This window comes from Streptomyces sp. NPDC050743 (assembly GCF_044456925.1).
Lineage (GTDB): Bacteria > Actinomycetota > Actinomycetes > Streptomycetales > Streptomycetaceae > Streptomyces.
On sequence record NZ_JBITGJ010000068.1, the window covers coordinates 19404 to 45072 of the forward strand.

Sequence of the window (25669 nt, forward strand, 5' to 3'; positions counted from 1 at the left end):
GCACCCGGAACATGCCGTTGAGTGGAGCAATCACAGGGGTGCGGGGGCGCGGCAGACCAGGCTGGACGGGTGAAGATCGGACGGACCGGCCGGGAGCCGGAGCAGGACGGCACGACACCACGGCCCCGGCTGCCGGCGCCTCCGGCGTGGCTGCGCTGGCTGCCCGTGCTCTACGTCGCGGCCGTGCTGCTGCTGGAGCCGCTCACGCCCGTCGACTGGCCGGTGAGCTTCGCACTGATCGCCGTGCCGGTACTGGCCGCGTTCGCGCACGGGCCCCTGGTTGTCGGCGCCGCCACGGTGTTCGCCGTGGGCCTCGAAGCGGTGCTGGCCGGTACCCCCTGCTGTGCGGGCCGGCCCGCCGCCTATCTGTTGGACCGTCACTACGTCGCCTCCTACATCTGTACGGCCCTCGTGGGCGGTCTCGGCGCGATCCTGGCCGCCCACCGGATCCGGCGTGAACGCACGCTCGCCGACGTGCGGTTCGTGGCCGAGACCGCGCAGCGCGTTCTGCTCCGCCCCCTACCGCACAGGATCGGCAACCTCCGGCTGCAGAGCCTGTATCTCTCCGCCTCCGCGGAGGCACGCATCGGCGGCGACCTCTACGAAGCGGTCCCCACCCGGTTCGGCGTCCGTCTGCTCATCGGTGACGTCCGAGGCAAGGGACTGGTGGCGGTGGAGACCGCGGCCGCCATGCTCGGGGCGTTCCGCGAGGTGGCGTACGACGAACCCGATCTGCTCGCTCTGGCCGGCCGGGTGGACACGAGCATGAGCCGCAGGGCGACGCAGCTCGGCGGGACCGAGACGAGCGAACGGTTCGTCACCGCGGTCTTCGCCGAGGTCCCCGCCCAGGGCCACATCGTCCGCATCGTCAACTGCGGCCATCCGCCGCCCGTCTGGCTGCGGGACGGCGAGGTGCGCGAACTGGACAGCGGGCGGCCGGCACCGCCCCTGAACCTCGGCATGCTGGTCGAGGACCCGTATCACCTCGACACCTACCCGTTCCGGCCCGGCGATCAGGTGCTGCTGTACACGGACGGCGTCACGGAGACGCGGGACGCGACCGGCGCCTTCTACCCGCTGCTCGACCGCCTCCGCTCCTGGGGTCCCCTCCCGCCGAAGGAGCTGCTCGCACGGCTCCACGACGACCTGCTTGCCTACAGCCACGACGGGCTCAAGGACGACACCGCGGCGCTCGCGGTCTGTCTGCTGCCCGAGGCACCGTCGGCGCAGCCGCCCGCCGAGTGAGCGCGGCCCGGGTCAGAAGGCGGTGTGGGTGAACCAGTTGTCGAGGACCGCGGCCTGTCCCGAGACCTCGAAGCCGAAGTCCTGGTACGACCGCCGCCCGTAGAGGAGGAGCAGCAGGTCCGCCGCCTGCCCGCGCACCGCCGCCGTGACCGGCCCGGAGTCCTCGGCCTCGCCGCCCACCGGGCGGAAGCCGTCCGGGTCCAGCCGCATCCGCCACTCCTCGCCGGGGCCGCCGTCGACGCCCGTGCTGCGGAACGCGAGGGTCTCGCCGTCACCGCGCAGCTTGGTCACACCGGGGGCGAAGAGGCCCGCGTGGGGCAGGTTGACGAGGAACTCGTCCACGCCGTCCGCCGCGAGCACGGGGTCGATGTCCGAGGTCAGGCCGACGGCCCGCTCCGCGTCCACCCGGTGAACCAGCGTCTCGAACAGCATCCGGCGGACCCAGAACCGCGCGTGCCGGTCCTCGCCCCACACCCACATCGGCGCCCCGGGATCGGTGTCCCGCAGGACGGCCGCCACAGCGGGCACCCCCGCCGCCACCCAGCCGGGATAGTCGCGCGCGTGCTCCGGCAGCCCGAGCTCGACGTCGCGGCTGCGGGGAGGCTCCTGCACCAGCCGGGTCAGCAGGGTGCAGAACCAGCGCTGCAGTGCTCCTACGTGCCGGGTGAGGTCGGCCAGGGTCCAGTCGGGGCAGGAGGGCACGGGGGCCGCCGGGTCGACGCCCTCGGTCACCTCGCACAAGAGCAGGGTCTCGCGGGCGACGGCCTCGCGGTAGGTGTCGTAAGGCAGTGGGTGCCCCGCCCTGTCTGTCGCTGCCATCTGCCGCCGTCCTGTTCTGTCCTCGGCCCGGATCGTCGTCACGGTCAGTCTGGATGCTGGAGTGCGCTCGAAGGCAAATCCGGGTTCAGGGGATCTCCTGATCGGCCCAGATGATCTTCCCTTCGCCGGTGTACCGGGCGCCCCAGCGCTGGGTGAGCTGGGCGACCAGGAAGAGTCCGCGGCCGCCTTCGTCCGTGCTCCTGGCATGCCTGAGCCGGGGAGCCGTACTGCTGGCGTCGCAGACCTCGCAGGTGAGGCGGGCGTCGCGGAGGAGCCGTAGCCGCAGGGGCGTGGCGGCGTAGCGGATGGCGTTGGTGACGAGTTCGCTCACGACCAGTTCGGTCGTCATGGCCAGTTCTGCGAGGCCCCACTCCTCGACCTGGCGGGTGGCGAGGGCGCGGAGGGTGCCGACGGCGGCCGGGTCGGGGGGTATGTCCCAGGAGGCGACCTGGTCGGCTCCCAGGGTGTGGGTGCGGGTCAGCAGCAGGGCGATGTCGTCGGGCTGGGGCACGGGAACCAGCTGCCGTACGACGAACGTGCACAGCGTGTCCAGGTCGTCCCCGGTGTGGTCGAGGATCTCTTTGAGCCGGGACATGCCCCGCTCCACGTCGTGGTCGCGGCCCACGATGAGACCGTTGGTGTACAGGCCGAAGAGGCTGCCCTCGGCCAGTTCGATCTCGGTCGCCTCGAAGGCCATGCCACCCAGCCCGAGCGGGGGTCCGGCGGGGATGTCCGGGAAGTAGGCGTGTCCGTCCGGTGCCACGACGACGGGCGGCGGGTGACCGGCCCGGGCCAGCGCACACCGTCTGCTGACCGGGTCGTAGACGGCGTAGAGGCAGGTCGCGCCGATGAAGGTGCTGCGGCCTGCCGTGCCGGCGGCCGCCTCCTCGTCGCTCAGCCGGAGCACGAGGTCGTCGAGATGGGCGAGCAGGTCGTCGGGAGACATCTCCAAGGCGGCGAGGGTCTGCACCGCGGTGCGCAGCCGGCCCATGCTCGCCGCCGCGGAGATGCCGTGGCCGACCACATCGCCGATGACGAGGCCCACCCGTGCGCCGGACAGCGGGATCACGTCGAACCAGTCCCCGCCGACGCCACCGGAGGGGTCCGCCGGCAGATAGGAGGAGGCCACCTCCAGCGCGGTGCCGCCGTTCAGGGCGGGTGGCAGCAGGCTGCGCTGCAGCGTGATCGCCGCCGCGTGCTCCCGGGTGTAGCGGCGGGCGTTGTCCACGCACACCGCCGCGCGTGCCACCAGTTCCCGGGCCAGCAGGACGTCGTCGGGCCCGAAGGAGACGGGGTTGAGCGACCGGACGAACGTGGCGAGGCCGAGGGCGGTGTTGCGGGCCCGCATCGGCACGGCGATGAGCGAGTGCATGCCGTACGCACACATGCGTTCGGTCCGCTCCGGGTCCCGTGCGACCCACAGCTCGTCGCAGGGGTCGAGGACCGGGATGAGCAGGGGCTCGCCGTCGAAGAGCAGGTGGCCTTCGTGGGGCGGCAGGATGAACTCGACCCGTTCGCCGATCCGGACGATGGCCTCGGGTGTGCCCTCGCGCACCGAGCGCAGCGCCGCCCGGCGCATCACGGGACTGGCGTGCGCGGGGCCCGCGTCGGTCAGCCAGACCCCGTGGTCCTCGGTGCTGAGCACGGGTTCCAGCAGGTCGACGACGACGAAGTCCGCGAAACGGGGGACGGCGAAGTCGGCGAGTTCCTGGGCGGTCTGCATCACGTCGAGTGTGGTGCCGATGCTGGTGCCGGCTTCGTTGACCATGGTCAGCAGCTGGCGGGCGTTCCACCGCTCGGTGACGTCCTGGACCATGTAGCACACGCCGGTGATGGCGTCGTCGGCGTCGACCAGGGGGAAGAACGAGGTCGAGTAGGCGTGCTGGCGGTGCGGGTCGGCCCAGCTCCAGCCCACGTACTCGTAGTCGGTCACCGGCATGCCCGTCGCGATCACCTTGCGCATCAGGCTCTCCAGGGCCTCGGCCTGCAGCCCGGGCAGCAGCTCGCTCAGCCGGCGGCCGAGCCGCGCGTCCCGGGGGACCCCGCCGAACCGCTCCAGGGTGTCGTTCAGCCAGACGTAACGCAGGTCGGTGTCCATGACGGCCATGCCGACCGGGGCGCGGGTGAGGAACCCGTCCAGGACCGACTCGCCCATGGGCCACCGCTGCCGCTGGGCACGGGCGGACAGCAGGAAGCACTCGGTGTCGCCGACGCGGAACGAGGCCGAGACCCGCAGCTGGATGTCGAGGCTGCGGCCGTCGCGGTGCCGTACGGCGATCTGCCCGCTCCAGCCGTTTCCGGCGCGGCACCGCTGCACGACGCCAGCGATCCGTACGGGGTCCTCGGGCACGGCGAGCAGGCGCGCTGCGGAGCCGCCCACGACGTCCCGTGCCGCGTGGCCGAGAAACGTTTCGGCGCTGTGGGTCCAACCGACCACGACGCCGTGTTCCGATATCACCGCGGCCGCGTCGGTGGACGCGTCGAAGAGATCACCCGGTCCCTGCGGCGTGGCTGCGGCGAAGCCCTCTGGCGCGGATTCCATCAGTTCCACCCATACCCACTATGGGCCCGTTTGTCCGATGGTGGGCGGGGATACAGCGGGAGGTGTGGCGTACCCCCGGAAGGGGCGCCCTGTGGTTGGGTCGGGGCCGATACCGGAGGGACCATGGAAGCACCGGCCGCCGGCGTCCGCGCGCGGCCGCCCGGCCGGTGGAGGTGAACCGGCATGACACTGGACTCCTTGGAAGCCGGCCACGAAGACCACGGCGGCGAGACGCCCCAGCCGACCGGGCTGCTGGACGTGCTGAGCGTGGCCGCGGTGGCCCTGGACACCCGCGGCCGTATCGTCTTCTGGACCCCGCAGGCCGAGGAACTCTTCGGCTACTCCTCGGAGGAGGCCCTCGGCAAGCCCGCGGCGCACCTGCTGGTGGACCCGGAGCATCTGCAGGCCGTGGTGAGTCTGTTCGCCGAGGTGCTGGAGACCGGCCGGGGCTGGGCCGGCGCGTTTCCCATCCGGCACAAGGACGGCAGCAGCCGGCTGACCGAGTTCCGCACCATGCGGCTGCTGGACGACCTCGGGGACATCTACGCCCTGGGCATCGCGGCCGACCACACCCTCCTCCAGCGCGTCGAGACCGACCTGGCCCTGTGCGAGCGGCTGATCAACCAGTCCCCCATCGGCCTGGCCCTGCTGGACCCGGATCTGCGGTATCTCCTGGTCAATCCGGCGCTGGAGCGGATCGACGGCACTCCCGCCGAGGACCACATCGGCCGTCACCTGAGGGAGACCCTGCCCTTCCCGGACGCCGACACCGTCGAGTCCGCCCTGCGTCAGGTGCTCACCACCGGTACGTCCCTGCTGGACCAGTACCACGTCGGCCGCCCGGCGGCCGACGGCGGAGCCGATCACGCCTGGTCGCTGTCCTTCTACCGGCTGGAGGATCCCGGCGGCCGGGTGCTGGGCGCGGCCGTCTCGGTGGTGGACGTCACCGAGCGGCACCGCTCGGCGGCCGAGGCCGACCGGGCGCGGCGGCGCCTGGCGCTCATCGCGGACGCCTCCGCGCGGGTGGGCACCGCGCTGGACGTGGAGCAGACCGCCCACGAACTGGCGGAGATCGCGGCCCCGGCACTGGCCGACGTGGTCGCCGTGGACGTCCTCGACTCCGCCCTGGCCTGCCGTCGTATGCGCCGGCCGGACAACGGCCCGGAGGTCTTCCGCGCCCTCGCCCTGAAGGCGGCCCATCCCACGGTCGCGCTGCGCGCCGCCGACCCTCCCGGCAACGTGGCGTGCTACGAGGGGGACAGCCTGGTCACCCTGTGCGTCCACACCGGGCGGCCGGTTCTGATACGTCATGTCGGGCCGCAGGACCTGCCCCGCATCGCCCGGGACTCCGAGGCCGGCGCCCTGCTCGCCGAGGCCGGCGTCCACTCGTATCTCGCCGTGCCGCTGATCGCGCACGGTGAGGTGCTCGGCGCCCTCGATCTCAAACGGACCCGCAATCCGCAGCCGTTCGACGACGACGATGTCGTCCTGGCCGCCGAACTCGCCGGCCGGGCCGCCGTGGCCATCGACAACGCCCGCTGGTTCCAGAGCGTCCGCAACACCGCCCTCACCCTGCAGCGCAGTCTGCTGCCCGAGCACGCGGCGCACCACACGGGCCTGGAGCTCGCCTCCCGCTACCAGCCCGCGCAGGCCACCAGCGAGGTCGGCGGCGACTGGTACGACGTCATCCCGCTGAGCGACGAGAAGACCGCCCTGGTGGTGGGTGACGTCATGGGCAACGGCATCGACGCGGCCGCCACCATGGGCCGGTTGCGCACCGCCACCTGCGCCTACGCCGATCTCGACCTCGCCCCCGGCGCGGTGCTGCAGCATCTGGACAAGATCACCTGCGATCTGGAGCACTACATCGTCACCTGCCTGTACGCGGTGTACGACCCCGGTACCGGGCAGTGCTGCGTCGCCAACGCCGGACACATGCCGCCCGCGCTCGCGCGGCCCGGCGAGGCGCCCAGGCTCCTGGAGCTGCCGGCCGCGGCACCGCTCGGCGTCGGCGGCGTCCGGTTCGAGACCACGACGGTCTCCCTGCGCCCCGGTGATGTGCTGGTCCTCTACACCGACGGCCTCGTGGAGACCCGTCAGCACCCCATCGACGACCGGCTGAACGCCCTGCTGGACCTCCTCGACGAGCCGCGCCGGCCGCTGGAGGAGACCTGCGACGTCCTGCTGTACGGCCTGCGCCACCCCGACGACCACGACGACGTGGCTCTGCTCATCGCCCGGGCCCTGTAGACAACGCCGTGGGCGGCCAAGGGAGTCGAAGCCAGCGGGTCGGCGGAGGGAGCGGGCCGCACGACGTCGTTCGACGGCGCCGGGGCCCTACTGCGCCTGCGACTCTTGCGAAGCGGCCGCGGAGGACCGGTCGGCCGACCCGGGAATGAGCAGCAGGAGGGCGTCGGCCAGGTCGTCCGCGGGGTTGCCCGTGGCCAGGCGCCGCAGTTGCAGGCCCATCACCAGGGCGACCGTCGTGGCGGCCAGGCGGTCCGCGTCGGGGACGCCCAGCGCGGTGAGGATCCGGGCGGCGAGCAGGTCGTAGGCCCGGAAGGCCTCGGCCGCCGCCTCGCGCAGGCACTCGTCCCGCCCGGCCTGGAGGTACAGCTCGAAGGGCGCCGGATGGGCGCTGTCCAGCGCCGAGCCGCAGGCCACCTGGCCGGCCAGCGACGCCGCGTCCTTCACGTCCAGGCCCTCCGTCCGGCACTGGTCGGCCAGTTCGGTGAAGTGCCGTGCCTCCTCGCGCACGAAGTGCAGCAGGCTCTCCCGCAGCAGGTCGTGCTGGGTCTCGAAGTGGTAGGTGACCGAACCGAGGGAGACGCCCGCCTCCTTGGCGATCCGCCGGTTCGTGACCGCCGCGACTCCGTCCTCGCCGATGATCCGCAGGACGGCGGTGATGATGCGCTGGCGCATCGGGGCGGCAGGGGCGGCGTCGGGCATGGCGTGCATTCTTCCATCATCGGGTGCCCTCGCCTGTGGACAGGGCTGCCCGGGCTCCCTATTGTTCGTTCGAACGAACAAGACTGGAGGGTGTAGTCGTGCACATTGCCGGGTCAACCGTTCTGCTCACCGGTGTCACCGGCGGCATCGGCGGCGCGCTCGCCGCCGAACTGTCCGCCCGCGGCGCCCGTCTCGTGCTCACAGGCCGCCGGCTCGACGCGCTCGAACCCCTGGCCGACCGTTACGGCGCCCGCACGATCGCCGCCGATCTGGCCGACCCCGACGATGTGCGGCGGCTGGCCGAGGAGGCCGCTGGCACGGACATCCTGATCGCCAACGCCGCCCTGCCCTCCAGCGGCGAACTGCTCGACTACACGCCGGAGCAGATCGACCGCGCCCTGGCCGTGAACCTGCGGGCCCCGGCGGTGCTCGCGCGGCTGCTCGCTCCCGGCATGGTGGCCGCCGGCCGCGGCCACATCTGCTTCGTCGGGTCGCTGTCCGGGATGGCCGCCACCAAGTCGTCAGCCCTGTACACCGCGACGAAGTTCGGGCTGCGCGGCTTCTCGCTGGCCCTCCGCCAGGATCTGCACGGCACGGGCGTGGGCGTATCGATCGTCCAGCCGGGTTTCGTACGCGATCTGGGCATGTTCGCGAAGACGGGCTCGGCGACGCCCGGCGGTGTCCGCACCGTCTCGCCGGCACAGGTCTGCAAGGGCGTGACACGGGCGATCGAACGCGATCTCGCCGAGGTCAACGTGGCGCCGGCCGAACTGCGTTTCCTCACCAAGATCGCGTCGCAGTTCCCGGGGTTCGCCGAGCGGGTGCAGCGGCTGGCCGGGGCGGAGCCGACGGTGAACGCGATCGTGGCCGCGCAGCGCTCGAGCCGCTGAGCCCCCACGCCACAGGTCGCGCGCGGGGCATGTCAGGCCGTGTCAGCGGCATCCGGCAGCCCTGTTCTTCGCATCCTGCCGTCATTGCCTGCACCGAGAAGTCAGCGCTGGCTCGCGGGACTGCTCGGGAGTGACGACCGGCTGCCCTTGCAGGTGTAGACGATCTCCACGGATCCGCCCGGCAGGGCGCGCTCGCTGTGGAAGGTGAGCCCGAGGGACGGGTCGAGCGCGGGCGTCAGTTGTGTGCCGCCGCCGAACAGCAGCGGCACGACGACCAGCTCCAGCGTGTCGAGCGCGCCGAGGGCGTGGAAGGTCTGGATGGTGCGCGGTCCTCCGACGAGATGGACGTCGCCACCCCGGTTGGCCGTGCGGATCCTCTCCAGCAGCCGCTCGGGATCGCTGTCGGTGACGACGTGTTCGGGGGTGCCGGCCGGGCGGTGGGAGCCGAGCACGAACACATCCAGGTCCGGCCAGGGCCAGCGGTCGTTGGTCAGCGCGGGCTCGAAGGTGGTGCGGCCCATCAGCGCGGCCTCGCACCCCTCCAGGAACTCCCGGATGCCGTGGCTCTCGCCGGACACGAAAGCGGGGTCGGCCGTGTGCGCGGGCCATCCGGTCGGAGTGGTGACATAACCGTCGACGCTCATGCCCATGCGGGCTCGGATCCTCATGTCGTCTCCTGTTCGGGCTGTCCTTCCGAGGCGGGTCGCGCCTCCATACCAAGCGTCGAACGGGACGCTCGCACCTCGACACACCGCCGGAGGAATCTTCCGCTTGTCATGTCCTGACACACTGTGGCAAGATCCGGCGAGTTCGAGAGCGCGTCCGACCACTCGTCACGAAGGACTGAGGTCCATGGTTCCGGCGTCCCGCAGCGGCCGCCGTCGGTACTGAGCCGCCTGCCCTTACGGCAGCGCCTGGCAGTACCTTTCGCGTCTCCTCACGGCGGCCCCACGACGCGGTGTCCGGCACACCGCCCGCCTCCTCGCAGAGGTCGTTCCCTTGTGACAGCCCTAATCGTGAGGTCTTCATCGTGCGCACCGATGTCCAGAGCTTTGCCGTCGCCCACCTCCGGCGCCGCCCGGCGGCGCGGGAAGTCGGCGGCTTCGTCGTGGGGTTCGATCCCTCGACGACCAGCCCGTACGTCAACTACGCCACCCCTTTCCCCGGCGCCGAGCCCACCGACCGGGACGTCGCCGACCTGATCGCCGCGTTCCGCGAGCGCGGGCTCAGGCCCCGGCTGGAGTTCGCCCCGGACGCCGCCCCCGCCGTGGAACCCGCGCTGCGGCGGGCCGGTTTCGGCACGGAGGCGGTGCACGCATACCTGGTCTGCACCCCCGCCACGCTGGCCGTCCCCGGTCCCGGCCCCGGCTCGGCGGGCCCGGTCGAGGTGGAGGCCCCGGCCAAGCAGGCGGACTACACGGCGCTCGACCTCGCGCTGTCGGAGGCCTTCGGCGGCGAGTGGGCCCCGTCCCCGGAAGGCGCGGCACGGTTGCGGCGTACCGAGGAGGGCGGCGGAGCCGTCCGGTTCGTCCGCGCTCCCGGTGGAGGCTGCGCCGGCGGCGCGACCTGCTCTGCGCCCGCCGAGGGCACGGCGGAGCTGGCGGGCGTGGGCACGCTCCCGGCGTACCGGGGGCGCGGCATCGCCGCCGCGGTCACCGCGACCCTCGCCGGCACCATGTTCACCCGGGGAGCGCGGTCCGTGTGGCTGGAGTACTCGGGTGAGGGCTCCCGCCGCGTGTACGACAGGGTCGGCTTCCGGCCCGGCGGCACACGGCTGTACGTCTCACTGGACGCGTGATCCGCGGAGCCGGTTTTCGCCGGGCAGGGGGTGGTCCTTGACGAAACGGCGGATCTCCTCGGTGAGCGCCGCCGGGTTGTCCAGCTGGACCAGGGTGCGGGCGTCGGGGATCTCCACATAGCGGGCGTCCGGCAGCAGTTCGGCCAGGCGGCGGCCCGTCGCGGGCGGCATCATGCGGTCCTCGGCGCCCCAGGCGACCAGTGCCGGGCGGGTGAACTCCGGGAGCCTCCGGGCCGCTTCGAGGTAGCAGTCCTTCCGCGTGGCACGGAGGAACTTGGCGAAGTCGCGACGGATGTGACGGCTCGTCAACAAGGGGCCGTACCAGCGTGCGACGATTTCCTTGGGGAGCCGCTTCTTCGTCATACCGCCGAGCGAGGTCTGCATGCGGGCGAGGAAGGGGAAGCGGAAGGACTGCAGGAGGAGGAAGACACCGCCGGGGATCCTCCGGGCCGCGTCCAGGATGCGGCCCTGGATACCGGGCGGGTAGTTGTCCAGGGCCTCGCACGAGGTCAGGACGAGCCGGGCGATGCGTTCGTCCCGTACGCCGACGAGGAGTTGGGCCGTGCCGGTGTCATTCTGGACGAGGGTGACGTCGCGGAGGTCCAGGCGGTCCATGAACTCGGCCAGCAGGCGGGCGATGCCGTGCGCGGAGAGGTCCGCGTCCGGGCGCATGGGGCGCCGGTGGCTGCCGAGGGGCAGCACGGGGACCAGGACGCGGAAGTCGGGGCGCAGGGCGGAGACGACGTCGGCCCAGACCGAGTCGTCGAAGCCGAGACCGTGGACGAGGACCACCACGGGCCCGTCGCCTCCGGTGTCCTGGTAGTCGATGGGCCCCGCGCTCAGGTCGATCTCCGGCATGCCCGTGCCTCCGCCCCGGTCGGCCGACTCGACTGTCTCTTGATAGATCGTTCTAGTGACAGAATAGGCGTCGACCGCCCTTTGGCAACAGCGGCTCCCCCGGAGGTGTCACCGTGAGCGACGGCAAGGCCATCAGCACGCATGAGACCCGGCAGCGCATCGTGCACGCGGGGACCGAGCTGTTCCGGCGCTCGGGCTACACCGGCACCGGGATGAAGCAGATCGCCGAGGCCGCCTCGGCGCCCTTCGGCTCGATCTACCACTTCTTCCCCGGCGGCAAGGCCCAGCTGGGCGAGGAGGTGATCCGCACCTCGGGGGCCGTCTATCTGGGACTGATCACCACGCTCATGGAGCCGCACGAGGACCGGGTGGCGGCCACCGCCGACGCCTTCGCCGCCGCGGCCGGCACCCTCGCGGATCTGGACTTCGCCGACCCGTGTCCGATCGCGACGGTCGCGATGGAGGTCGCGAGCACCAACGACACGCTGCGGCGGGCCACTTCGGAGGTCTTCGACAGCTGGATTGGCCACCTCGCCGCCTACTACGCCCAGGGCGGCATGGCCGAGTCCGCCGCCCGGGAGACGGCGAGTTCGGTCATCGCTCTGCTGGAGGGCGCCTTCATGCTGGGCCGGGCCGCGCGAACCACCGAACCGGTACGGGCCGCGGGCACGGCGGCCGCGGCGATCGTCCGAGCGGCACTGGCCGGGAGTTGATCCGGCACGGCCGTCCGGCCTGCCGGCTCCGCCCGCTCGCCCGGTAGAGGTCGCGGAGCAGGGCGATCTCGGCTCCGTGGTGCAGCACCTCCTGGTTGACCCACTACACGATGTCGAGGAAGGGCTCCTCCGCGTCGCTGCGTTACGGACGAGTACTCGTCGTCGGTCATGGGCTCGACCCCGAAGTCCCCGCCGTCGCCGCTGCCCATGACGGGCCCGGCCAGCCGGTGCAGCAGCCGCTTCCACGCGAAGTCGAACTGGTCCAGCAGCGGGACGGGGCGGGGGCGGTGTGGTCGCCCTCGGGCACTCCTCGGTCGACGGACCGGCCCCTGCCGGGACAGGCGGGACGGGCTCTGGCTCCTGCCGAGCGGCCGGTCTGACACAGCCGCTTCGCACCCGCCCCCTTCTTCGGCGGCTAGCCGCGGGTCGCGTACCGGTCGGTCGCCGCCACCAGCGCCTCCGCCATACCGGAAACGGCGGTGGAGTGTCCGCTGTCGTCCACGAGCACCAACTCGCTGCCGCACCAGGCCTGTTGGAGCCGCCAGACGATGCCGAGGAGGTTGCCGAAGTCGAGGCTTCCCTGGACCAGGGTGCCGGGGATGCCCTTGAGCAGGTGGGCATCGCGCAGGACCACGCCGTCGTCGTTGCCTTCGCCGAGGAAGTGGTCGTTGCCCCAGTAGTGCGTGACGGTGCGGGCGAAGCCCATGCGGAAGACGGGGTCTTCGTAGCGGGCGACGGAGCGCGGCGGCGCGGGGATCGTGGCGGTCTCCCAGTCGGTCCAGGCCCGGGCGGCCCGTTCCCGCACCTCGGGGTCGGGTGATTCGAGCAGCCGGCTGTAGGCGGCGGCGAGGTTGCCGTCGCGCTCGTCCGCGGGCACCTGGGACCGGAACCGCTCGAAGGCGTCCGGGAAGACCTTGCCGAGCCCTCGGGTCAGCAGCGCGACCTCCGCGTTCGACCCGGTGGCGACGCCCGTGAGCACCAGTTCCGAGACCACACCCGGGCGGGTCTGCGCGTACCGCAGCGCGAGCACCGACCCCCAGGAAACGCCCCACACCAGCCACCGTGCGATGCCCAGGTGCCGGCGCAGCAGTTCCAGGTCGGCCATGACGTGGGCCGTGGTGTTGACGCTCATGTCGGTGTCGTGGCGGCTCGCGTGCGGTGTGGACCGGCCGCAGCCGCGCTGGTCGAGCAGGACGATCCGATAGGCGGCCGGGTCGAACCGGCCCCGGGCGTACGGGGTGCACCCGGATCCCGGTCCGCCGTGCAGGACGACGGCGGGCCTGCCGTCGGGATTGCCGCAGGTCTCCCAGTACACGCGGTTGCCGTCACCCACGTCGAGCATGCCGTCCGCGTACGGTTCGATCTCCGGATAGAGGGCCATCCGGGCACCGTAGCGCCTTACCGGACGCCTGCGACGGCTGATCCTCGACATCTCAGCACGAGCATCAGCGGGCCGACGTTCAGCAGGAACACCGCCGGCATACCCGTCCCTCGGGCCTGAGACGTAGTGCCACCTCTGTCGTACGACACGGGGTACCTCGTTCTCCGCGGTGTCCTCCGCCCCTCCCGCGCCGTTGATCCCGGTGGCATCTGTCGCGGAAGCGCCGCGGAATTGTCCGTGATCGGTAACAGCCGGATCCCGCGATCAACCCCGGCCGTCCTGACAGGTGCACGGAACGCGGGTGCACGACAGCACAGGGACACGGCACGGAACGGGGCGGGGCATGGCGCGGCACAGTGGGCGGGGTTGGTACGGCCGGATGCTGGCGGCGGCGGTCGGGGTGACCGCGGTGGCGGCGGCCACGTCGGTGTGGACCGCCGAGGCCGGTCAGCCGGGCGGGGATCCGGCCGGGGCGGGTGCCCCGACCCGGCACGCCGCGCCGAGGACGGCGGCCGTGTCCGCCGACATCGCCCATGCCTCGGAGGGGGGCGAGCACGCCGTCAACATCACCATCGACGACGGCCCGGACCCGTCCTGGACCCCGCAGGTGCTCCAAGTGCTGCGCGAGAACGGCGTGAAGGCGACGTTCTGCATGGTCGGCCCGCAGGCCCAGGCGCACCCGGAGCTGGTCCGGCAGGTCGTCGCGGCCGGGCACCGGCTGTGCGACCACACGGTGTCGCACGACACCACGATGGACAAGAAGTCCGAGGCCTACCAGTCGCAGCAGATCCTGGAGGCCGAGCGGCAGATCACCCAGGCGTCGGGCGGGGTACGGCCGATGTACTACCGGGCTCCGGGCGGCGCGTTCACCCCGTACAGCCGGCACCTCGCGGCCTCGCACGGGATGCGTCCGCTCGGCTGGAACGTGGACTCCAAGGACTTCGAGCGGCCGGGCACGAACACCATCGTCGCCACGGTTCAGCGGGAGTTGAGCAACGGGCCGACGATCCTCTTCCACGACGCGGGCGGCGACCGCTCGCAGACGGTGGCCGCGCTGCGCACCCTGCTGCCGTGGCTGAAGCAGCAGGGCTACTCCTTCGGCTTCCCGGTGCGCTGAACCAGACACAGCCCGAAGGCGACTTGAGCCGACCCGGTGGCCGGGCCCGTGCGCAGCGGGTCATCGTGCGCGGCGGCTCGCGCGCCCGGTGCGGGTGCCGCCCTCGGCCACCAGGCCACGGACCGCGCCGACGATCACGGGCCATGCCGCGGACGCGGTGTCGATCACCTCGAAGTGGCCGCATCCGGGAAGCTCGTGGAGGGTCGCGCCGGTCGTCGCGGCGTAGCGGCGGGACATGGCGACGGGCAGCGCCTCGTCCCGGACGCCGTGCACCACGACGGTGCGGCCGGCGGGCGCGCCCAGCAGCGCCGGGTCGGCGGCGGCGTACCGGTCCGGCACCCGGGCGCGTCCGCCGCCGAGCAGGCTGGCCACCGCGCCCCGCCCGCTGCCCAGTTCGTCGGCCCACGCCAGGTCGGCCGTGGGTGCGAGCGCCAGCACCCCGAGCACCGCGGGCGGGGTGGCCGCCCGGCCGGGGGCGCCTTCGGGCAGCCGGTGCCGGAGGGCGGCCCACAGGGCGAGATGGCCGCCGGCCGAGTGTCCGGCGTACACCACGCGCGCCGGGTCGATCCGGCCGTCGTCGGCCCGCGCGGCGAGCCCGGGCAGCAGGTCGACGGCGCGCGCGGTGTCGGTGAACGTGACCGGCCAGCCGCCCGCGCCGCCGACCCGGCGGTACTCGACGTTGGCGACCGCGCAGCCGGTCTCCGCCGCGAGGGCCCGGACGAATCCGGTGACGTGTCCCCGGTCGTGCTCGGCACGCCAGAAACCGCCGTGGAAGAACAGCAGGAGCGGCAGGCCCGGTTCGGTCCCGGCGGGCAGGTACAGGTCGGCGACCTGGTCGGGATGGTCGCCGTAGACGAGTGGGAGGGAGGCGGCGGGGGCACCGGACACGGCTATACCTCGTTTCGAGCTACCTCTTTTCGAGGCGAGTGTACGGCAGTGTCAGGCCACGCGCCGGTGAACCCCGGGGGAAATCTTGGCCACCGAAGTCCTGGGACGACTGTTCGGATCCGGAGCGGTGCCTACCATGAGCCCGCTGCGTACTACGTCGTCCCGGAAAGGCTCGCCATGCCGTTGCCTCGCCTCGGCACGCGGTCCGCTCGTCTCCGCACGGCGCCCGCGGTGTTCGTCGCCCTCGCCGCGGCCCTCGCGGGCACGCTGCTGGCGTACTCGCCCGGCGGCCGGCACCACGGCGGGACCGCCGGCGCCCCGTCGGGGCACGTCGTCATCGACGTGTCGGAGAGCCACTGCGGCCGCGGCTGGACCCGGCCCGAGCCCGGCGTGCGGACCTTCGATCTGCACAACTCCTCCGACGGCGCCGCCGAGGTCTACCTGGAGGACCCGGGCAGCCAGGTGGTGTACGGCGAGGTGGAGGGCATCGGTCCTGGTACGACACGGCAGTTGACGGTCCGGCTGGGCAAGGGCGCGTACGCCTTCAAGTGCGTGCCCGACGACGCCGACGCCGTCACCGGCCCCACCGTGCACATCACCGGCGGACAGCGCGGCCCGGGCGCCGCACCGGTGTCGGAACACGACCTGATCCCACCCGCCCTCTCCTACCAGAAGTGGGTCGGCACCGGGCTCGACGAGGTCGTCCGGCTGACGACGAAGCTCAACGACGCGATCGACCGGGGCGACCTGGCCGCCGCCCGGTCGGCCTGGCTGCCGGCGCATCTGCAGTACGAGCGGCTGGGCGCGGCGTACGACGCCTTCGGGGACGCGGACGCGGCGATCAACGGCACCGACGCCGGCCTGTCCGGCGGAGTGCACGACAAGGACTTCGCCGGATTCCACCGCGTCGAGTACGGGCTGTGGCACCGGGAGTCGGCCGCCGGGCTGCGCGCCCCGGCGGCGGCGCTGGTGAAGGCGGTGACCGGGCTGCGGGACAACTGGTCGCAGACCCGTATGGACCCCGCCCAACTGGGGCTGCGCGCGCACGAGATCCTGGAGAACACCGTGCAGTTCGAGCTGACCGGCCGCACCGACTACGGCAGCGGCAGCAACCTCGCCACCGCCCGGGCCAACCTGGACGGCACCCGCCGGGTGCTGTCCGGGCTCAAGCCCCTGCTGACGCCCCGGTACGCCGGCCTCCCCGATCTCGACAGCGAGTTGGACCGCGCCCAGCACACCCTCGACGGGCTGCACCACGGCGATTCCTGGACCCCGCTGGACCGTCTCACCCGCACCCAGCGGGAGGACGTGAACGCGGTGCTCGGCGACCTGGTCGAGCGCCTGGCGTCGGTGGCCACCCTGTGCGACCCGCGGAGGACCGTGTGAGCGACCGTGTGAACAGCGCCGAACGAGCGGACGGCCTGGGCCGGCGCGGCTTCCTGCGCGGCGCCGCCCTGGCGGGGGCCGGCCTCGCCACGAGCGCCGCCGCGCCCGTCGCACCGGCCGCACCGGCGGCGTCCGTCGCCCCGTTCCACGGCATCCACCAGGCCTCGGCCATCGCGGCCCCGCGCCGCTGCTGCGTGTTCGCCTCCCTCGACGTGACCGCCGAGAACCGCGCCGAACTCACCGACCTGCTGCGCACCCTCACCGACCGGGCCCGTCTCCTCACCTCGGGCGGTACTCCGTCCCCGGTGGGCATCACCGCCCCGCCGGCCGACTCCGGCGTCCTCGGCGACCGGTTGCCCTCCGGTCAACTGGCCGTCACCGTCGGCGTCGGCGCCTCCCTCTTCGACGACCGCTACGGACTGGCCGCGCTGCGGCCACGGCGGCTGACCGCCATGCCCGCCTTCCCTGACGACGACCTCCAGGCCGACTGGTGCCACGGCGACCTCAGCCTCCAACTGCACGCCGACGAACCGGACACCACGCTGCACGCGCTGCGGGACATCGCCCGGCACACCCGGGGCGCCGCGCAGGTCCGCTGGCGCCTGGACGGCTTCTCCAGCCCGCCCCGGCCCTCCGGCACTCCGCGCAACCTGATGGGCTTCAAGGACGGCACCGCGAACCCGGACGCCACCAGTACCCGCGAGATGGACCGCCTGGTGTGGGTGGGCAGGGGCATGGGCGAGCCGGACTGGGCGGTCGGCGGCAGCTACCAGGTCGTGCGGCTGATCCGGATGCTGGTGGAGTTCTGGGACCGGGTCTCGCTCAGCGAGCAGGAGCGGATGTTCGGCCGCTCCCGCTCCTCCGGCGCGCCCCTGGACGGCGACCACGAGCACGACACGCCGAAGTACGCCGACGACCCCAAGGGTGACGTCATCCCGCTGGACGCGCACATACGGCTCGCCAACCCGCGCACCCCGGCCACCGCCGGCCAGCGCCTGCTGCGCCGCGCGTACAACTACGACCGGGGCATGGACGCCAACGGCAACCTCGACATGGGCCTGCTGTTCTCCTGTTACCAGCAGGACCTGAAGCGGCAGTTCGAGACGGTGCAGCACCGGCTGGCCGGCGAGCCGCTGACGGACTACATCAGCCCGTTCGGCGGCGGCTACTTCTTCGCGCTGCCCGGCGTACGGGACGCCCAGGACTGGTACGGGCGTGCCCTGTTCGGCTGAACCTGTCCGGACAACTCGACCGCCGGATGGGTCAATACACAGTCAAGTTTTGCCCTAGCATCCCTGACTCGGTGTTCACCCCCACGCCATCATTGCTCCGCCGACACGCCCGGCAACGGGCGGAGCATCCCTGCTCGTACGACGCACAGACGTTCTGTCCGGAGGGGTAGACCATCATGGCCAGCAGAGGAAGACGAGCCGCGATGCGGAGCCTGGGCGCGCTCGCGGGAGCCGCGGCGCTCACCGTGCTCGGCAGCAACGCGCCGGGCTGGGCGGCGGCGCCCCCCGCGACGCAGGGCGGGCACTCCTCGACCGCGACGCCGATCAAGCACGTCGTCGTTCTCTTCGACGAGAACATCTCCTTCGACCACTACTTCGCCACGTACCCGAAGGCCGCCAACACCGACGGCACGAAGTTCACCGCGTCGAAGAACACCCCGAAGGACATCGACACCCTCGCGCACGCCGGGCTGCTGAAGAACAACCCGAACCAGTACGCGCCGAAGCGGCTGTCCCCGTCCCAGGCGATGACCTGCGACCAGAACCACAACTACGGCGCCGAGCAGTACGCGGCGAACGGCGGCAAGGCCGACCAGTACGTGCAGAACACCGAGGTCGACAAGTGCAGCGGCGGCCTGTTCGGCGAGCCTGGCCTGGTCATGGACTACTACGACGGCAACACCGTCACCGCGCTGTGGAACTACGCCCAGCACTACTCCCTGTCCGACCGCAGCTTCAGCTCCGTCTACGGCCCGTCCACGCCCGGCGCGCTGAACCTGATCTCCGGTCAGACGCACGGCGTGATCTCGGTGGACCCGTCCACCGGCACGGAGAACCCGAAGCAGACCTCGACGCCGGACGCCTACACGGTGAAGTCCCCCGACGCCAAGGGTGTGGGCACGGTCATCAACGACCCCGACCCGGCCTACGACGACTGCTCCGGCAAGGACCACACCAGCACCAACGCGCTGGCGGCGATGCAGGGCAAGAACATCGGTGACCTGCTCAACGCCAAGAAGGTGAGCTGGGGCTGGTTCCAGGGCGGCTTCCGCCCGTCGACCGCGTGGAACGGCACGTCCGGCAACTACGCCAAGTGCGACACCACGCACACCAACGTGGGCGGCGCCGCCGTGGCGGACTACAGCCCGCACCACAACCCGTTCGCGTACTACAAGTCGACGGCGAACCCGCACCACCTGGCGCCCAAGAGCGTCTCGGAGATCGGCCACAACGGTCAGGCCAACCACAACTACGACCTGACCGACTTCTCCGCCGCGCTGAAGGCGGGCAAGCTGCCGGCCGTCAGCTTCGTCAAGGCCGGTGAGTACCAGGACGGCCACGCCGCGTACTCCGACCCGGTCGACGAGCAGCACTTCCTGGTGCAGCAGATCAACGCGATCCAGAGCTCGCCGCAGTGGAAGTCCACCGCGATCGTCGTCGCCTACGACGACTCCGACGGCTGGTACGACCACGCCTACGTGATGCCGAAGAACGGCTCGACGGACACCTCCCTCGGTTCCAACGGCAAGGCCACCGACAGCCCGGCCTGCCAGAACGGCCCGAAGGCGTCCGGCGGTTACGCCGACCGCTGCGGCCCCGGCACCCGCCAGCCGCTGCTCGTCATCTCGCCGTACAGCAAGGTCAACAAGGTCGACCACACGCTGACGAACCAGGCGTCGATCACCCGGTTCATCGAGGACAACTGGCGCACCGGCCAGATCGGTGACCACTCCTTCGACGCCACGGCGGGCTCGCTGGCGGGCATGTTCGACTTCCGGCGCCCGAACAACAAGCAGGTGCTGCTGAACTCCGACGGCTCGGTCAAGCACGTCGGTCCGATCCAGCACGTCGCCCCGGTGTCCACGAACATCACCCCGGGCCCGGCCATGCAGAACGCGGCCGCGACGACCGACGCCTCCGGCTTCCCGACCCTCCCGGTCGGCCTCGGCGTGGGTGCCCTGCTGGCCGCGGGTGCGACCGGCACGTACCTGACGCTGCGCCGCAAGCAGCAGGCCTGATCCCGCAAGTCCCGCACACAGTGACGCGCCCCCGGTCGGTGACCGGGGGCGCGTTCGCCTCCTGTACGGCCCTGGGGTGCGTCACCGGACGAAACGGGTGGCCGGCACCCCGGCGGTGATGTTGAGATGGCGCGGTGCAAGGTGAATTCTCGATCGTCGTCGACCGCAGCAGATACCAGTACGCGCCGACTCCGTGGGAACAGGAGGCGTGGCGGGCCTCGGCCCTGGACTGGGTGGCGGAGCAGCTCGCCGCTCATGGCCTGCGGGCAAGCGGTGAGTTGCGGGTGCGGCTGCGGCCGTGGTCGGTGCTGGTGCGGGTGCCCGTCGAGGGACGGGAGGCCGTCTGGTTCAAGGCGAATCCGCCGGCCAGCGCCTTCGAGGGCCCGTTGACCGCCGCACTGGCCCGCTGGGTGCCGGAACACGTGCTCCGGCCGCTGGCCGTCGAGGCCGCGCGTGCCTGGGTCCTGCTGCCCGACGGGGGAGAGCTGTTCCGCGACGTGCTCGCCCGGGAACCGGTCGAGCCTCGCACCTGGGAGGAACTGCTGGGCCGGTACGGGAGCCTGCAGCGGGCCCTCACTCCGCACGTGCGCGAGATCGAGCGGCTCGGGGTGCCCGCCACCCGGACCCCCGACCTGCCCGAGGTGTTCGACGCGCTGCTCACAAGAAGCACCGCGCTGCGTCCGGAGGCACGCGAGCGGCTGGAGCGGCTGCGGCCCCGGCTCACCGAGTGGTGCGCCGAACTCGCCTCCCTCGGCGTCGAGGACACCCTCGACCACGCGGACCTGCACGACGGCCAGCTGTTCCATCCGGCACCGGGCCGGTTCACCTTCTTCGACTGGGGCGACGCGGTCGTCTCGCACCCGTTCTGCAGCCTGCGGATCCCCGCCGAGAAGGCCCGCGCACGGTACGGGCCGCGGGTCCTGGCCCGGCTGCTCGACGCCTATCTGGAGCCCTGGACGGGCGCCGGCCGCACACCCGCGGACCTGCGCAGCGCCGCACGCCACGCCTGGCGCCTGAGCGTCCTGGGCCGCGCCGCGTCCTGGGGCCGCACGTTTCCCGACCCGTCGGGCACCGGACCGAACACCGAGCAGCACAGCTCCGAGTCCCTGCTGGAGATCTTCAACGACCCGCCGTTCTAGGCGAGTCGGCCCGCTGGTCCCGGATCGGGCACCGGGGTGCCGTGGCAGGGCGGCCGGCCGGCCGCCGGCGCGCCGGCGACCGGCCGCATCCAGCGCCCCTCCCCTTCGGCGCCCGTCCCCGCGCGCGCTCGCCGCCCCCGTACCGCGCGGCGGACACTGGGCCGTATGACCCGCACCCGTGCGCCCGCAGTTCTTCTGCCCGGCCGCCGTAGCGTGCTGGCGGCCCTCGCCGGTGCCGCGCTCGGCGCGGCGAGCTGTTCCGGCCGTACTCCACCGGCCGCGCACCCGTCGCACACGCCCTCAGCCACACACCGGCCCCAGCGGTCCTCGACCGGCATCGGGTCGCCGCCCCCCTCCCCCGCTCTGCCGCACACCACTCCCTGGCGGCCCACGTCCGCCGAAGTCCAGCCGGCCGCGAAGCTGCGCGCCGTGCAGCTGGTGGAGGCGATCGGGGCGTGGGATGACGGGCACGCCGGCGCGGCGGCGGCCCGGGCGAGGGTCGCGGCGCTCGGGCTGCCGACGGCCCTCGTCGGCCAGGCCGCGCCGCTGCTGCCGTCGGCCGACCAGGCGGCGCTGCAGGTCGTGGACGCGCAGTACGGCGGGATCCTGTCCCGGTCGGCCAGCGTGCTGGTGGTGTGCCGGCAGTGGACCCGGCGCGCCGGCGCGGTGAAGGCCGGCGGGACGACGGTCGACGTGCGCCTGTCCCGGTCGGGTTCCGGCTGGACGGTCGATGCCCTGCATCCGGCGCACCCGGGACCGGCCGCCCGGACATCGGCGCCGCACATCCGCGGCGTGCTGTCCGACGACCGGATCGTGCTGCCGCCCGCCGCCGTGGCGGACCTGCGCAGTGGCCGGGTGCACACCAGCGTGGCGAAGGCGATGCTCGCGCTGGCGCGGACCTACCGGCTGGAGGTCAGCGTCGTCCGCTCCGGGCATCCGCTGGACGTGTTCGGCACCAGCCGGCCCAGCGACCATCCGCAGGGCCGGGCCTTCGACGTGTGGCGGATCGACGGCCACGCGGTCGTCGATCCGGCGACTCCCCGGAGCCTGATCGAGCGGTTCATGCGGGACGCGGCGGCCGCCGGGTCGTACAACGTGGGCGGTCCCGTGCTGCTGTCGGGCGGCAGCGCCGGTCAGTTCTTCAGCGACGCCACTCATCACGACCATGTGCACATCGGCTTCCGCACGTGACCGCACCGCACGGCGTCACCCGTTCGGCCGCACCGCCGGAGGCCCGGCCGGACAGGGCCGCACGGCAGGCCGAGCGGTCTTCACCCGGCTCCGCGGGTTGCGCCGGCCGCGCCGGCGTCGTGACGCTGGAGCCGACACACCCCGGGAGGTGAAGTGGCTCCGGCACACGACACCACGCCGTCGGACGGCCTCGACCGCCGGCGCTTTCTCATCCTGAGCGCAGGCCTGAGCCTGGGCACGGCCGCCGCGTGCACCGCTGCACCGCCGCATCCGCGCTCCACCACGGCCCCCGACGGGCGGCTGCGGCCCGAGGCGGAGCAGGACGCCCCGGGCACCGCCGACTGGCGGCTGACCTCCACCGGCCCGCCGGACGCGGTGGCCGGCTACACGGACCGGGTGAGCGTGACCCCGGGCGAGCCGTTCGGGCTGCATGTGTCCACCACCGCCACGGCGTTCCGGGTCTCGGCGTTCCGGGTCGGCTGGTACGACGGCAAGCAGGCCCGCCGGATCTGGGCGTCCGGGCGCGTACCCGGCCGCGCCCGGCCGGCCCCGCGCCTGCTGGGCGCCACCCGCACGGTGCGCGCCGACTGGCCGGTGACGCTGCCGGTGGACACCGCGGGCTGGCCGGAGGGCGCCTATCTGCTGCGGCTGGAGGCGGACACCGGCCACCAGCGTTACGTTCCGCTGATCGTCCGCTCCACCGACGGCACGGGCCGTACGGTCCTGCTGCACGCCCCGGCCACCTGGCAGGCGTACAACCGCTGGGGCGGCAGCAGCCTCTACAACGGCGTGTCCGGGGCGTACGCCACCCGCTCGCTCGCCGTGAGCTTCGACCGACCCTACGACGGCGAAGGCGCCCAGAAGTTCCAGGTGTACGAATGGGCGCTGGTGGTGCTGGCCGAGCACCTCGGCATCCCGCTCGCCTACACCACCGGCGTGGACGTCCACCGTGACCCCGCGGTGCTGCGTGGTGCGCACGCGGTCGTCTGCCTGGGCCACGACGAGTACTGGACGCCGGAGCAGCGGGCCCATGTGACCGCCGCCCGGGACGCCGGCACGAACATCGCCTTCCTCGGCGCGAACACCTGCTTCCGCCGGGTCCGGCTGGAGGCCGGGGAAGGCGCGGACGACCGTACGGTGGTCTGCTACAAGACCGCCTACCGCGCCGACCCCTGCTACGACTCCCGGCCGGCCCTGGTGACCACCGACTACCGTCTCCCACCGGCCGCGGACCCCGAGTCCTCCCTGACCGGCGTGCTCTACGAGGGCTATCCGGTAGACGCCCCCTACACCGTCCGGGCCGCCGACCACTGGCTGTACCAAGGCACCGGTGTGCGCTCCGGAGACGCCTTCGCGCATCTCGTGGGCGTCGAGTACGACCGGATCACCCCCGGCGCGCCGACCCCCGGCGCGCTGGAGATCATCGCGCACTCCCCGCTGGTTTGCGACGGGCGCCCCAGCCACAGCGACTCGGCGTACTACACGGCCTCCAGTGGCGCCGGCGTGTTCGCGACCGGCACCATGCGCTGGGTGGAGGGCCTGGTGGCCGGGACCGGCATGCGCGGGCGCGACCACGGCATGGACGCCCGTACCCGTGCCTTCGTCACCCGCACCACCGAGAACCTCCTGCGCACGTTCGCGAAGGGCCCCGCGACCCGGCACGCCCCGCCGCCGCGCGCCAACGTCCGCACGGTGTACAGGGCCTGAGGTCAGGGCAGCGGGGTGCCGCCGGTCGCGTTGAGGATCTCGGCGGTGATGTAACTCGCCTGCGGCGAGGCCAAGTACACGTAGGCCGGGGCGAGTTCGGCGGGCTGGACCGGCCGGCCGAGCGGTGCCTTCTTCCCGAACTCCTTCGTGTCCGGCAGGGTCGCGGGGATCAGCGGCGTCCACACCGGCCCCGGCGCCACCGCGTGGACCCGGATGCCACGCCCGGCGACCATCTGCGCGAGCCCCTGCGTAAAGGTGACGATCGCACCCTTGGTCATCGCGTAGTCCAGCAGATGCGGGCTGGGTTTGTACGCCTGCACGGACGTGGAGTTGATGACGCAGCCGCCGGCCGGGATGTGCGGCAGGGCGAACTTGGTGAGCCAGAACATGCCGTACAGGTTCGTCCGCACGACCCGGTCGAACTGCTCGGTGCTGATCGCCTCGATGCCCTCCGGCTGGGACATCTGGTAGGCGGCGTTGTTGACGAGGCCGTCGATGCGGCCGAACTCGGCGACCGCCCGCTCGATCAGCGCCCGGCAGTCGGCCTCCTCGCGGATGTCGCAGGAGATGGCGACCGCCTTGCGTCCGGCGTCCTCCACCAGCCGGGACGTCTCGCGGGCCTCGCTGTCCTCCTCGGCGAGATACTTGAAGGCTCCCCTCCCTTGAAGGGAGGGGATGCGTCGCCCTCCAGGGCTGAGCGGGGATTTACGGCTCAGGCCGCCGCCGGAGCCGGCGGCCCCGGTGGTCTTACGCCCTCGGCACCGTCCGGGTTCCAACCTGCCCGGACCAGCATCACGCGGGCGGAGTTCTTGTCCCTGGGGGACACGGCTCCACACCCGGTGCAGGTATACGTTCTCATCGACAGAGGCAGTGCGTGCTTGGTTCTCGCTCCGCACTTGGCACAGTCCATCGTGGTGTGCGCCGGGTGCACGAGACGGACGTCCCGCCCGTGCTTGCGGCCCATCTCGACCAGGGCACGCTTCGTCGCGGCGATGGCGGCATCGGCCGCCTTGCGGGCCATGGTGGTCTTCGCCAGGAACCTCGGTCTGAAGTCCTCCACCGCAACCCCGTCGTGGCCGCGCATCACGGACTTGGCCCACTTGCGGCCGGTGTCCTCCCGCTGCCGCGCGATCTTCTTGTGCAGCTTCGCCGCCTGTGCCTGGGCCTGCCGGTAGCCGGCGGATGCGGGCTGTCCCTTGGGAGGCCGCCGCCGGGCCATCATCCGCTGGTACCTCGCCAGCCGCTGCGCGGCCCGCCTGCCGTGCTCGGCATGCGGGAGGTCGTAGGCGTCGTCGGTGGTGGTGGCGGTCTCCGTCGCACCCCAGTCCACCCCGAGGACGCGGCCGGTCTCACAGAGCGGCTCAACCTGAGCCGGGACGACGAAGGACGCATACCAGTGGCCGAGGCCGTCCCGGTACACCCGCACACTCGACGGGTCGGCCGGAAGGGGCCGCGACCACACCACCGTCACCACGATCTGGCCCGCAAGGTGCAGCCGTCCGTCATCGAGGCGGAAGCCGCGCCGGGTGTAGTTGAGGCTGGGCCGCGCCTCCCGCTTCTTCTTCCACATGGGCATCTGGGCCCGGCGCTGCTGCGGCAACCGATCCTTGATGTCCTTCAGCGCCTTCGCCCTCGACCTGGCGAAGTCCCGAATCACCTGCTGCTGCGGCACGCTCGCGCCCTCAGCCAGCCATGGCGACACCCTGCGTGCCTCGGTCAGCATCTTGTCGAGCTGAGCCGGACCACACGTCAGCTTCTCGCCACCCGCTTTGCCCTGCACGTGGACCTGCTGGGAC

21 protein-coding genes and 1 pseudogene are annotated in these 25669 nt (G+C 72.5%); 12 read left to right on the forward strand and 10 right to left on the reverse strand.

The features are described from left to right. Nucleotides 1–69: 69 nt before the first annotated feature. Nucleotides 70–1245: a PP2C family protein-serine/threonine phosphatase gene (locus tag ACIBJF_RS38730; RefSeq protein ID WP_399181100.1), complete on the forward strand. Its 1176-nt coding sequence runs from the start codon at nucleotides 70–72 to the stop codon at nucleotides 1243–1245. Nucleotides 1246–1257: 12 nt separating this feature from the next. Here the strand turns inward: ACIBJF_RS38730 and ACIBJF_RS38735 are convergent, their stop codons facing one another. Both ACIBJF_RS38735 and ACIBJF_RS38740 read right to left on the reverse strand, forming a co-directional pair. Beyond that, complete coding sequence (locus ACIBJF_RS38735) at nucleotides 1258–2064, reverse strand: maleylpyruvate isomerase family mycothiol-dependent enzyme (RefSeq protein WP_399181102.1); 807 nt, start codon at nucleotides 2062–2064, stop codon at nucleotides 1258–1260. Nucleotides 2065–2149: 85 nt separating this feature from the next. Next, a complete protein-coding gene (locus ACIBJF_RS38740; RefSeq protein WP_399181103.1) occupies nucleotides 2150–4606 on the reverse strand; it encodes a SpoIIE family protein phosphatase in 2457 nt (818 codons plus the stop codon). A gap of 183 nt (nucleotides 4607–4789) precedes the next feature. Between ACIBJF_RS38740 and ACIBJF_RS38745 the strand changes: the two genes are divergently transcribed. Beyond that, the gene (locus ACIBJF_RS38745) at nucleotides 4790–6856 is read left to right on the forward strand and encodes a SpoIIE family protein phosphatase (RefSeq protein WP_399181104.1); all 2067 of its coding nucleotides are present in this window, start codon (nucleotides 4790–4792) and stop codon (nucleotides 6854–6856) included. 87 nt (nucleotides 6857–6943) lie between these two features. Here the strand turns inward: ACIBJF_RS38745 and ACIBJF_RS38750 are convergent, their stop codons facing one another. Next, nucleotides 6944–7555 (reverse strand): TetR/AcrR family transcriptional regulator, encoded by a 612-nt coding sequence (locus ACIBJF_RS38750; protein ID WP_399181106.1) that lies wholly within the window; start codon nucleotides 7553–7555, stop codon nucleotides 6944–6946. A 98-nt stretch (nucleotides 7556–7653) separates the two neighbouring features. Here ACIBJF_RS38750 and ACIBJF_RS38755 point away from each other — a divergent pair, with 98 nt between their 5' ends. Beyond that, nucleotides 7654–8445, forward strand: a complete 792-nt coding sequence (locus tag ACIBJF_RS38755; RefSeq protein ID WP_399181108.1) for an SDR family NAD(P)-dependent oxidoreductase — start codon at nucleotides 7654–7656, stop codon at nucleotides 8443–8445. A gap of 101 nt (nucleotides 8446–8546) precedes the next feature. On the opposite strand, the gene ACIBJF_RS38760 is transcribed toward ACIBJF_RS38755, so the two are convergent. Further along, entirely contained in the window at nucleotides 8547–9113 is a 567-nt protein-coding gene (locus tag ACIBJF_RS38760; protein WP_399181110.1) for a dihydrofolate reductase family protein, read from the reverse strand. A 362-nt stretch (nucleotides 9114–9475) separates the two neighbouring features. On the opposite strand from ACIBJF_RS38760, the gene ACIBJF_RS38765 reads away from it, so the two are divergent. Then, a complete protein-coding gene (locus ACIBJF_RS38765; RefSeq protein WP_399181112.1) occupies nucleotides 9476–10243 on the forward strand; it encodes a GNAT family N-acetyltransferase in 768 nt (255 codons plus the stop codon). Here ACIBJF_RS38765 and ACIBJF_RS38770 read toward each other — a convergent pair. Beyond that, nucleotides 10229–11101: an alpha/beta fold hydrolase gene (locus ACIBJF_RS38770; RefSeq protein ID WP_399181114.1), complete on the reverse strand. Its 873-nt coding sequence runs from the start codon at nucleotides 11099–11101 to the stop codon at nucleotides 10229–10231. The two genes, ACIBJF_RS38765 and ACIBJF_RS38770, sit on opposite strands and share 15 nt — an antisense overlap. 113 nt (nucleotides 11102–11214) lie before the next feature. On the opposite strand from ACIBJF_RS38770, the gene ACIBJF_RS38775 reads away from it, so the two are divergent. Continuing rightward, complete coding sequence (locus ACIBJF_RS38775; RefSeq protein ID WP_399181116.1) at nucleotides 11215–11814, forward strand: TetR/AcrR family transcriptional regulator; 600 nt, start codon at nucleotides 11215–11217, stop codon at nucleotides 11812–11814. A 37-nt stretch (nucleotides 11815–11851) separates the two neighbouring features. On the opposite strand, the pseudogene ACIBJF_RS38780 reads toward ACIBJF_RS38775, so the two are convergent. Together ACIBJF_RS38780 and pip are read right to left on the reverse strand one after the other, a co-directional pair. Next, a pseudogene (locus ACIBJF_RS38780) lies at nucleotides 11852–11953 on the reverse strand (DinB family protein); the annotation flags it as partial. A 276-nt stretch (nucleotides 11954–12229) separates the two neighbouring features. Then, nucleotides 12230–13195, reverse strand: a complete 966-nt coding sequence (gene pip, locus ACIBJF_RS38785; RefSeq protein ID WP_399181118.1) for a prolyl aminopeptidase — start codon at nucleotides 13193–13195, stop codon at nucleotides 12230–12232. A gap of 343 nt (nucleotides 13196–13538) precedes the next feature. On the opposite strand from pip, the gene ACIBJF_RS38790 reads away from it, so the two are divergent. Further along, nucleotides 13539–14312, forward strand: coding sequence for a polysaccharide deacetylase family protein (locus ACIBJF_RS38790; protein WP_399181119.1), 774 nt, complete (start codon nucleotides 13539–13541; stop codon nucleotides 14310–14312). A 60-nt stretch (nucleotides 14313–14372) separates the two neighbouring features. Here the strand turns inward: ACIBJF_RS38790 and ACIBJF_RS38795 are convergent, their stop codons facing one another. Further along, entirely contained in the window at nucleotides 14373–15200 is an 828-nt protein-coding gene (locus tag ACIBJF_RS38795) for an alpha/beta hydrolase (protein WP_399181121.1), read from the reverse strand. 177 nt (nucleotides 15201–15377) lie between these two features. Between ACIBJF_RS38795 and ACIBJF_RS38800 the strand changes: the two genes are divergently transcribed. The 6 genes from ACIBJF_RS38800 (at nucleotide 15378) to ACIBJF_RS38825 (ending at nucleotide 23873) form a co-directional block, all read left to right on the forward strand. Then, entirely contained in the window at nucleotides 15378–16586 is a 1209-nt protein-coding gene (locus tag ACIBJF_RS38800) for an EfeM/EfeO family lipoprotein (RefSeq protein ID WP_399181123.1), read from the forward strand. Then, nucleotides 16583–17818 (forward strand): iron uptake transporter deferrochelatase/peroxidase subunit, encoded by a 1236-nt coding sequence (efeB, locus tag ACIBJF_RS38805; RefSeq protein WP_399181125.1) that lies wholly within the window; start codon nucleotides 16583–16585, stop codon nucleotides 17816–17818. Before ACIBJF_RS38800 ends, efeB begins: the two co-directional genes overlap by 4 nt. 203 nt (nucleotides 17819–18021) lie before the next feature. Beyond that, on the forward strand, nucleotides 18022–19836 hold the full coding sequence (locus ACIBJF_RS38810) for a phospholipase C (protein ID WP_399181127.1): 1815 nt from the start codon (nucleotides 18022–18024) through the stop codon (nucleotides 19834–19836). Nucleotides 19837–19970: 134 nt separating this feature from the next. Next, nucleotides 19971–20975: a phosphotransferase gene (locus ACIBJF_RS38815; protein WP_399181129.1), complete on the forward strand. Its 1005-nt coding sequence runs from the start codon at nucleotides 19971–19973 to the stop codon at nucleotides 20973–20975. Between the two features lie 165 nt (nucleotides 20976–21140). Next, complete coding sequence (locus ACIBJF_RS38820) at nucleotides 21141–22166, forward strand: hypothetical protein (protein ID WP_399181131.1); 1026 nt, start codon at nucleotides 21141–21143, stop codon at nucleotides 22164–22166. Between the two features lie 153 nt (nucleotides 22167–22319). Further along, nucleotides 22320–23873: a N,N-dimethylformamidase beta subunit family domain-containing protein gene (locus ACIBJF_RS38825; protein ID WP_399181133.1), complete on the forward strand. Its 1554-nt coding sequence runs from the start codon at nucleotides 22320–22322 to the stop codon at nucleotides 23871–23873. Between the two features lie 2 nt (nucleotides 23874–23875). Here the strand turns inward: ACIBJF_RS38825 and ACIBJF_RS38830 are convergent, their stop codons facing one another. Further along, entirely contained in the window at nucleotides 23876–24649 is a 774-nt protein-coding gene (locus ACIBJF_RS38830; protein WP_399181135.1) for an SDR family oxidoreductase, read from the reverse strand. Further along, a complete protein-coding gene (locus ACIBJF_RS38835) occupies nucleotides 24586–25653 on the reverse strand; it encodes an RNA-guided endonuclease InsQ/TnpB family protein (RefSeq protein WP_399181137.1) in 1068 nt (355 codons plus the stop codon). Before ACIBJF_RS38835 ends, ACIBJF_RS38830 begins: the two co-directional genes overlap by 64 nt. Between the last annotated feature and the right edge of the window lie 16 nt (nucleotides 25654–25669).

Coding starts and splice junctions, on each gene's coding strand:
- ACIBJF_RS38735 (WP_399181102.1), bottom strand. CDS start 2,064: ATGGCAGCGACAGACAGGGCGGGGCACCCACTGCCTTACGACACCTAC.
- ACIBJF_RS38740 (WP_399181103.1), bottom strand. CDS start 4,606: ATGGAATCCGCGCCAGAGGGCTTCGCCGCAGCCACGCCGCAGGGACCG.
- ACIBJF_RS38745 (WP_399181104.1), top strand. CDS start 4,790: ATGACACTGGACTCCTTGGAAGCCGGCCACGAAGACCACGGCGGCGAG.
- ACIBJF_RS38750 (WP_399181106.1), bottom strand. CDS start 7,555: ATGCCCGACGCCGCCCCTGCCGCCCCGATGCGCCAGCGCATCATCACC.
- ACIBJF_RS38760 (WP_399181110.1), bottom strand. CDS start 9,113: ATGAGGATCCGAGCCCGCATGGGCATGAGCGTCGACGGTTATGTCACC.
- ACIBJF_RS38770 (WP_399181114.1), bottom strand. CDS start 11,101: ATGCCGGAGATCGACCTGAGCGCGGGGCCCATCGACTACCAGGACACC.
- pip (WP_399181118.1), bottom strand. CDS start 13,195: ATGGCCCTCTATCCGGAGATCGAACCGTACGCGGACGGCATGCTCGAC.
- ACIBJF_RS38790 (WP_399181119.1), top strand. CDS start 13,539: ATGGCGCGGCACAGTGGGCGGGGTTGGTACGGCCGGATGCTGGCGGCG.
- ACIBJF_RS38800 (WP_399181123.1), top strand. CDS start 15,378: ATGCCGTTGCCTCGCCTCGGCACGCGGTCCGCTCGTCTCCGCACGGCG.
- ACIBJF_RS38810 (WP_399181127.1), top strand. CDS start 18,022: ATGCGGAGCCTGGGCGCGCTCGCGGGAGCCGCGGCGCTCACCGTGCTC.
- ACIBJF_RS38820 (WP_399181131.1), top strand. CDS start 21,141: ATGACCCGCACCCGTGCGCCCGCAGTTCTTCTGCCCGGCCGCCGTAGC.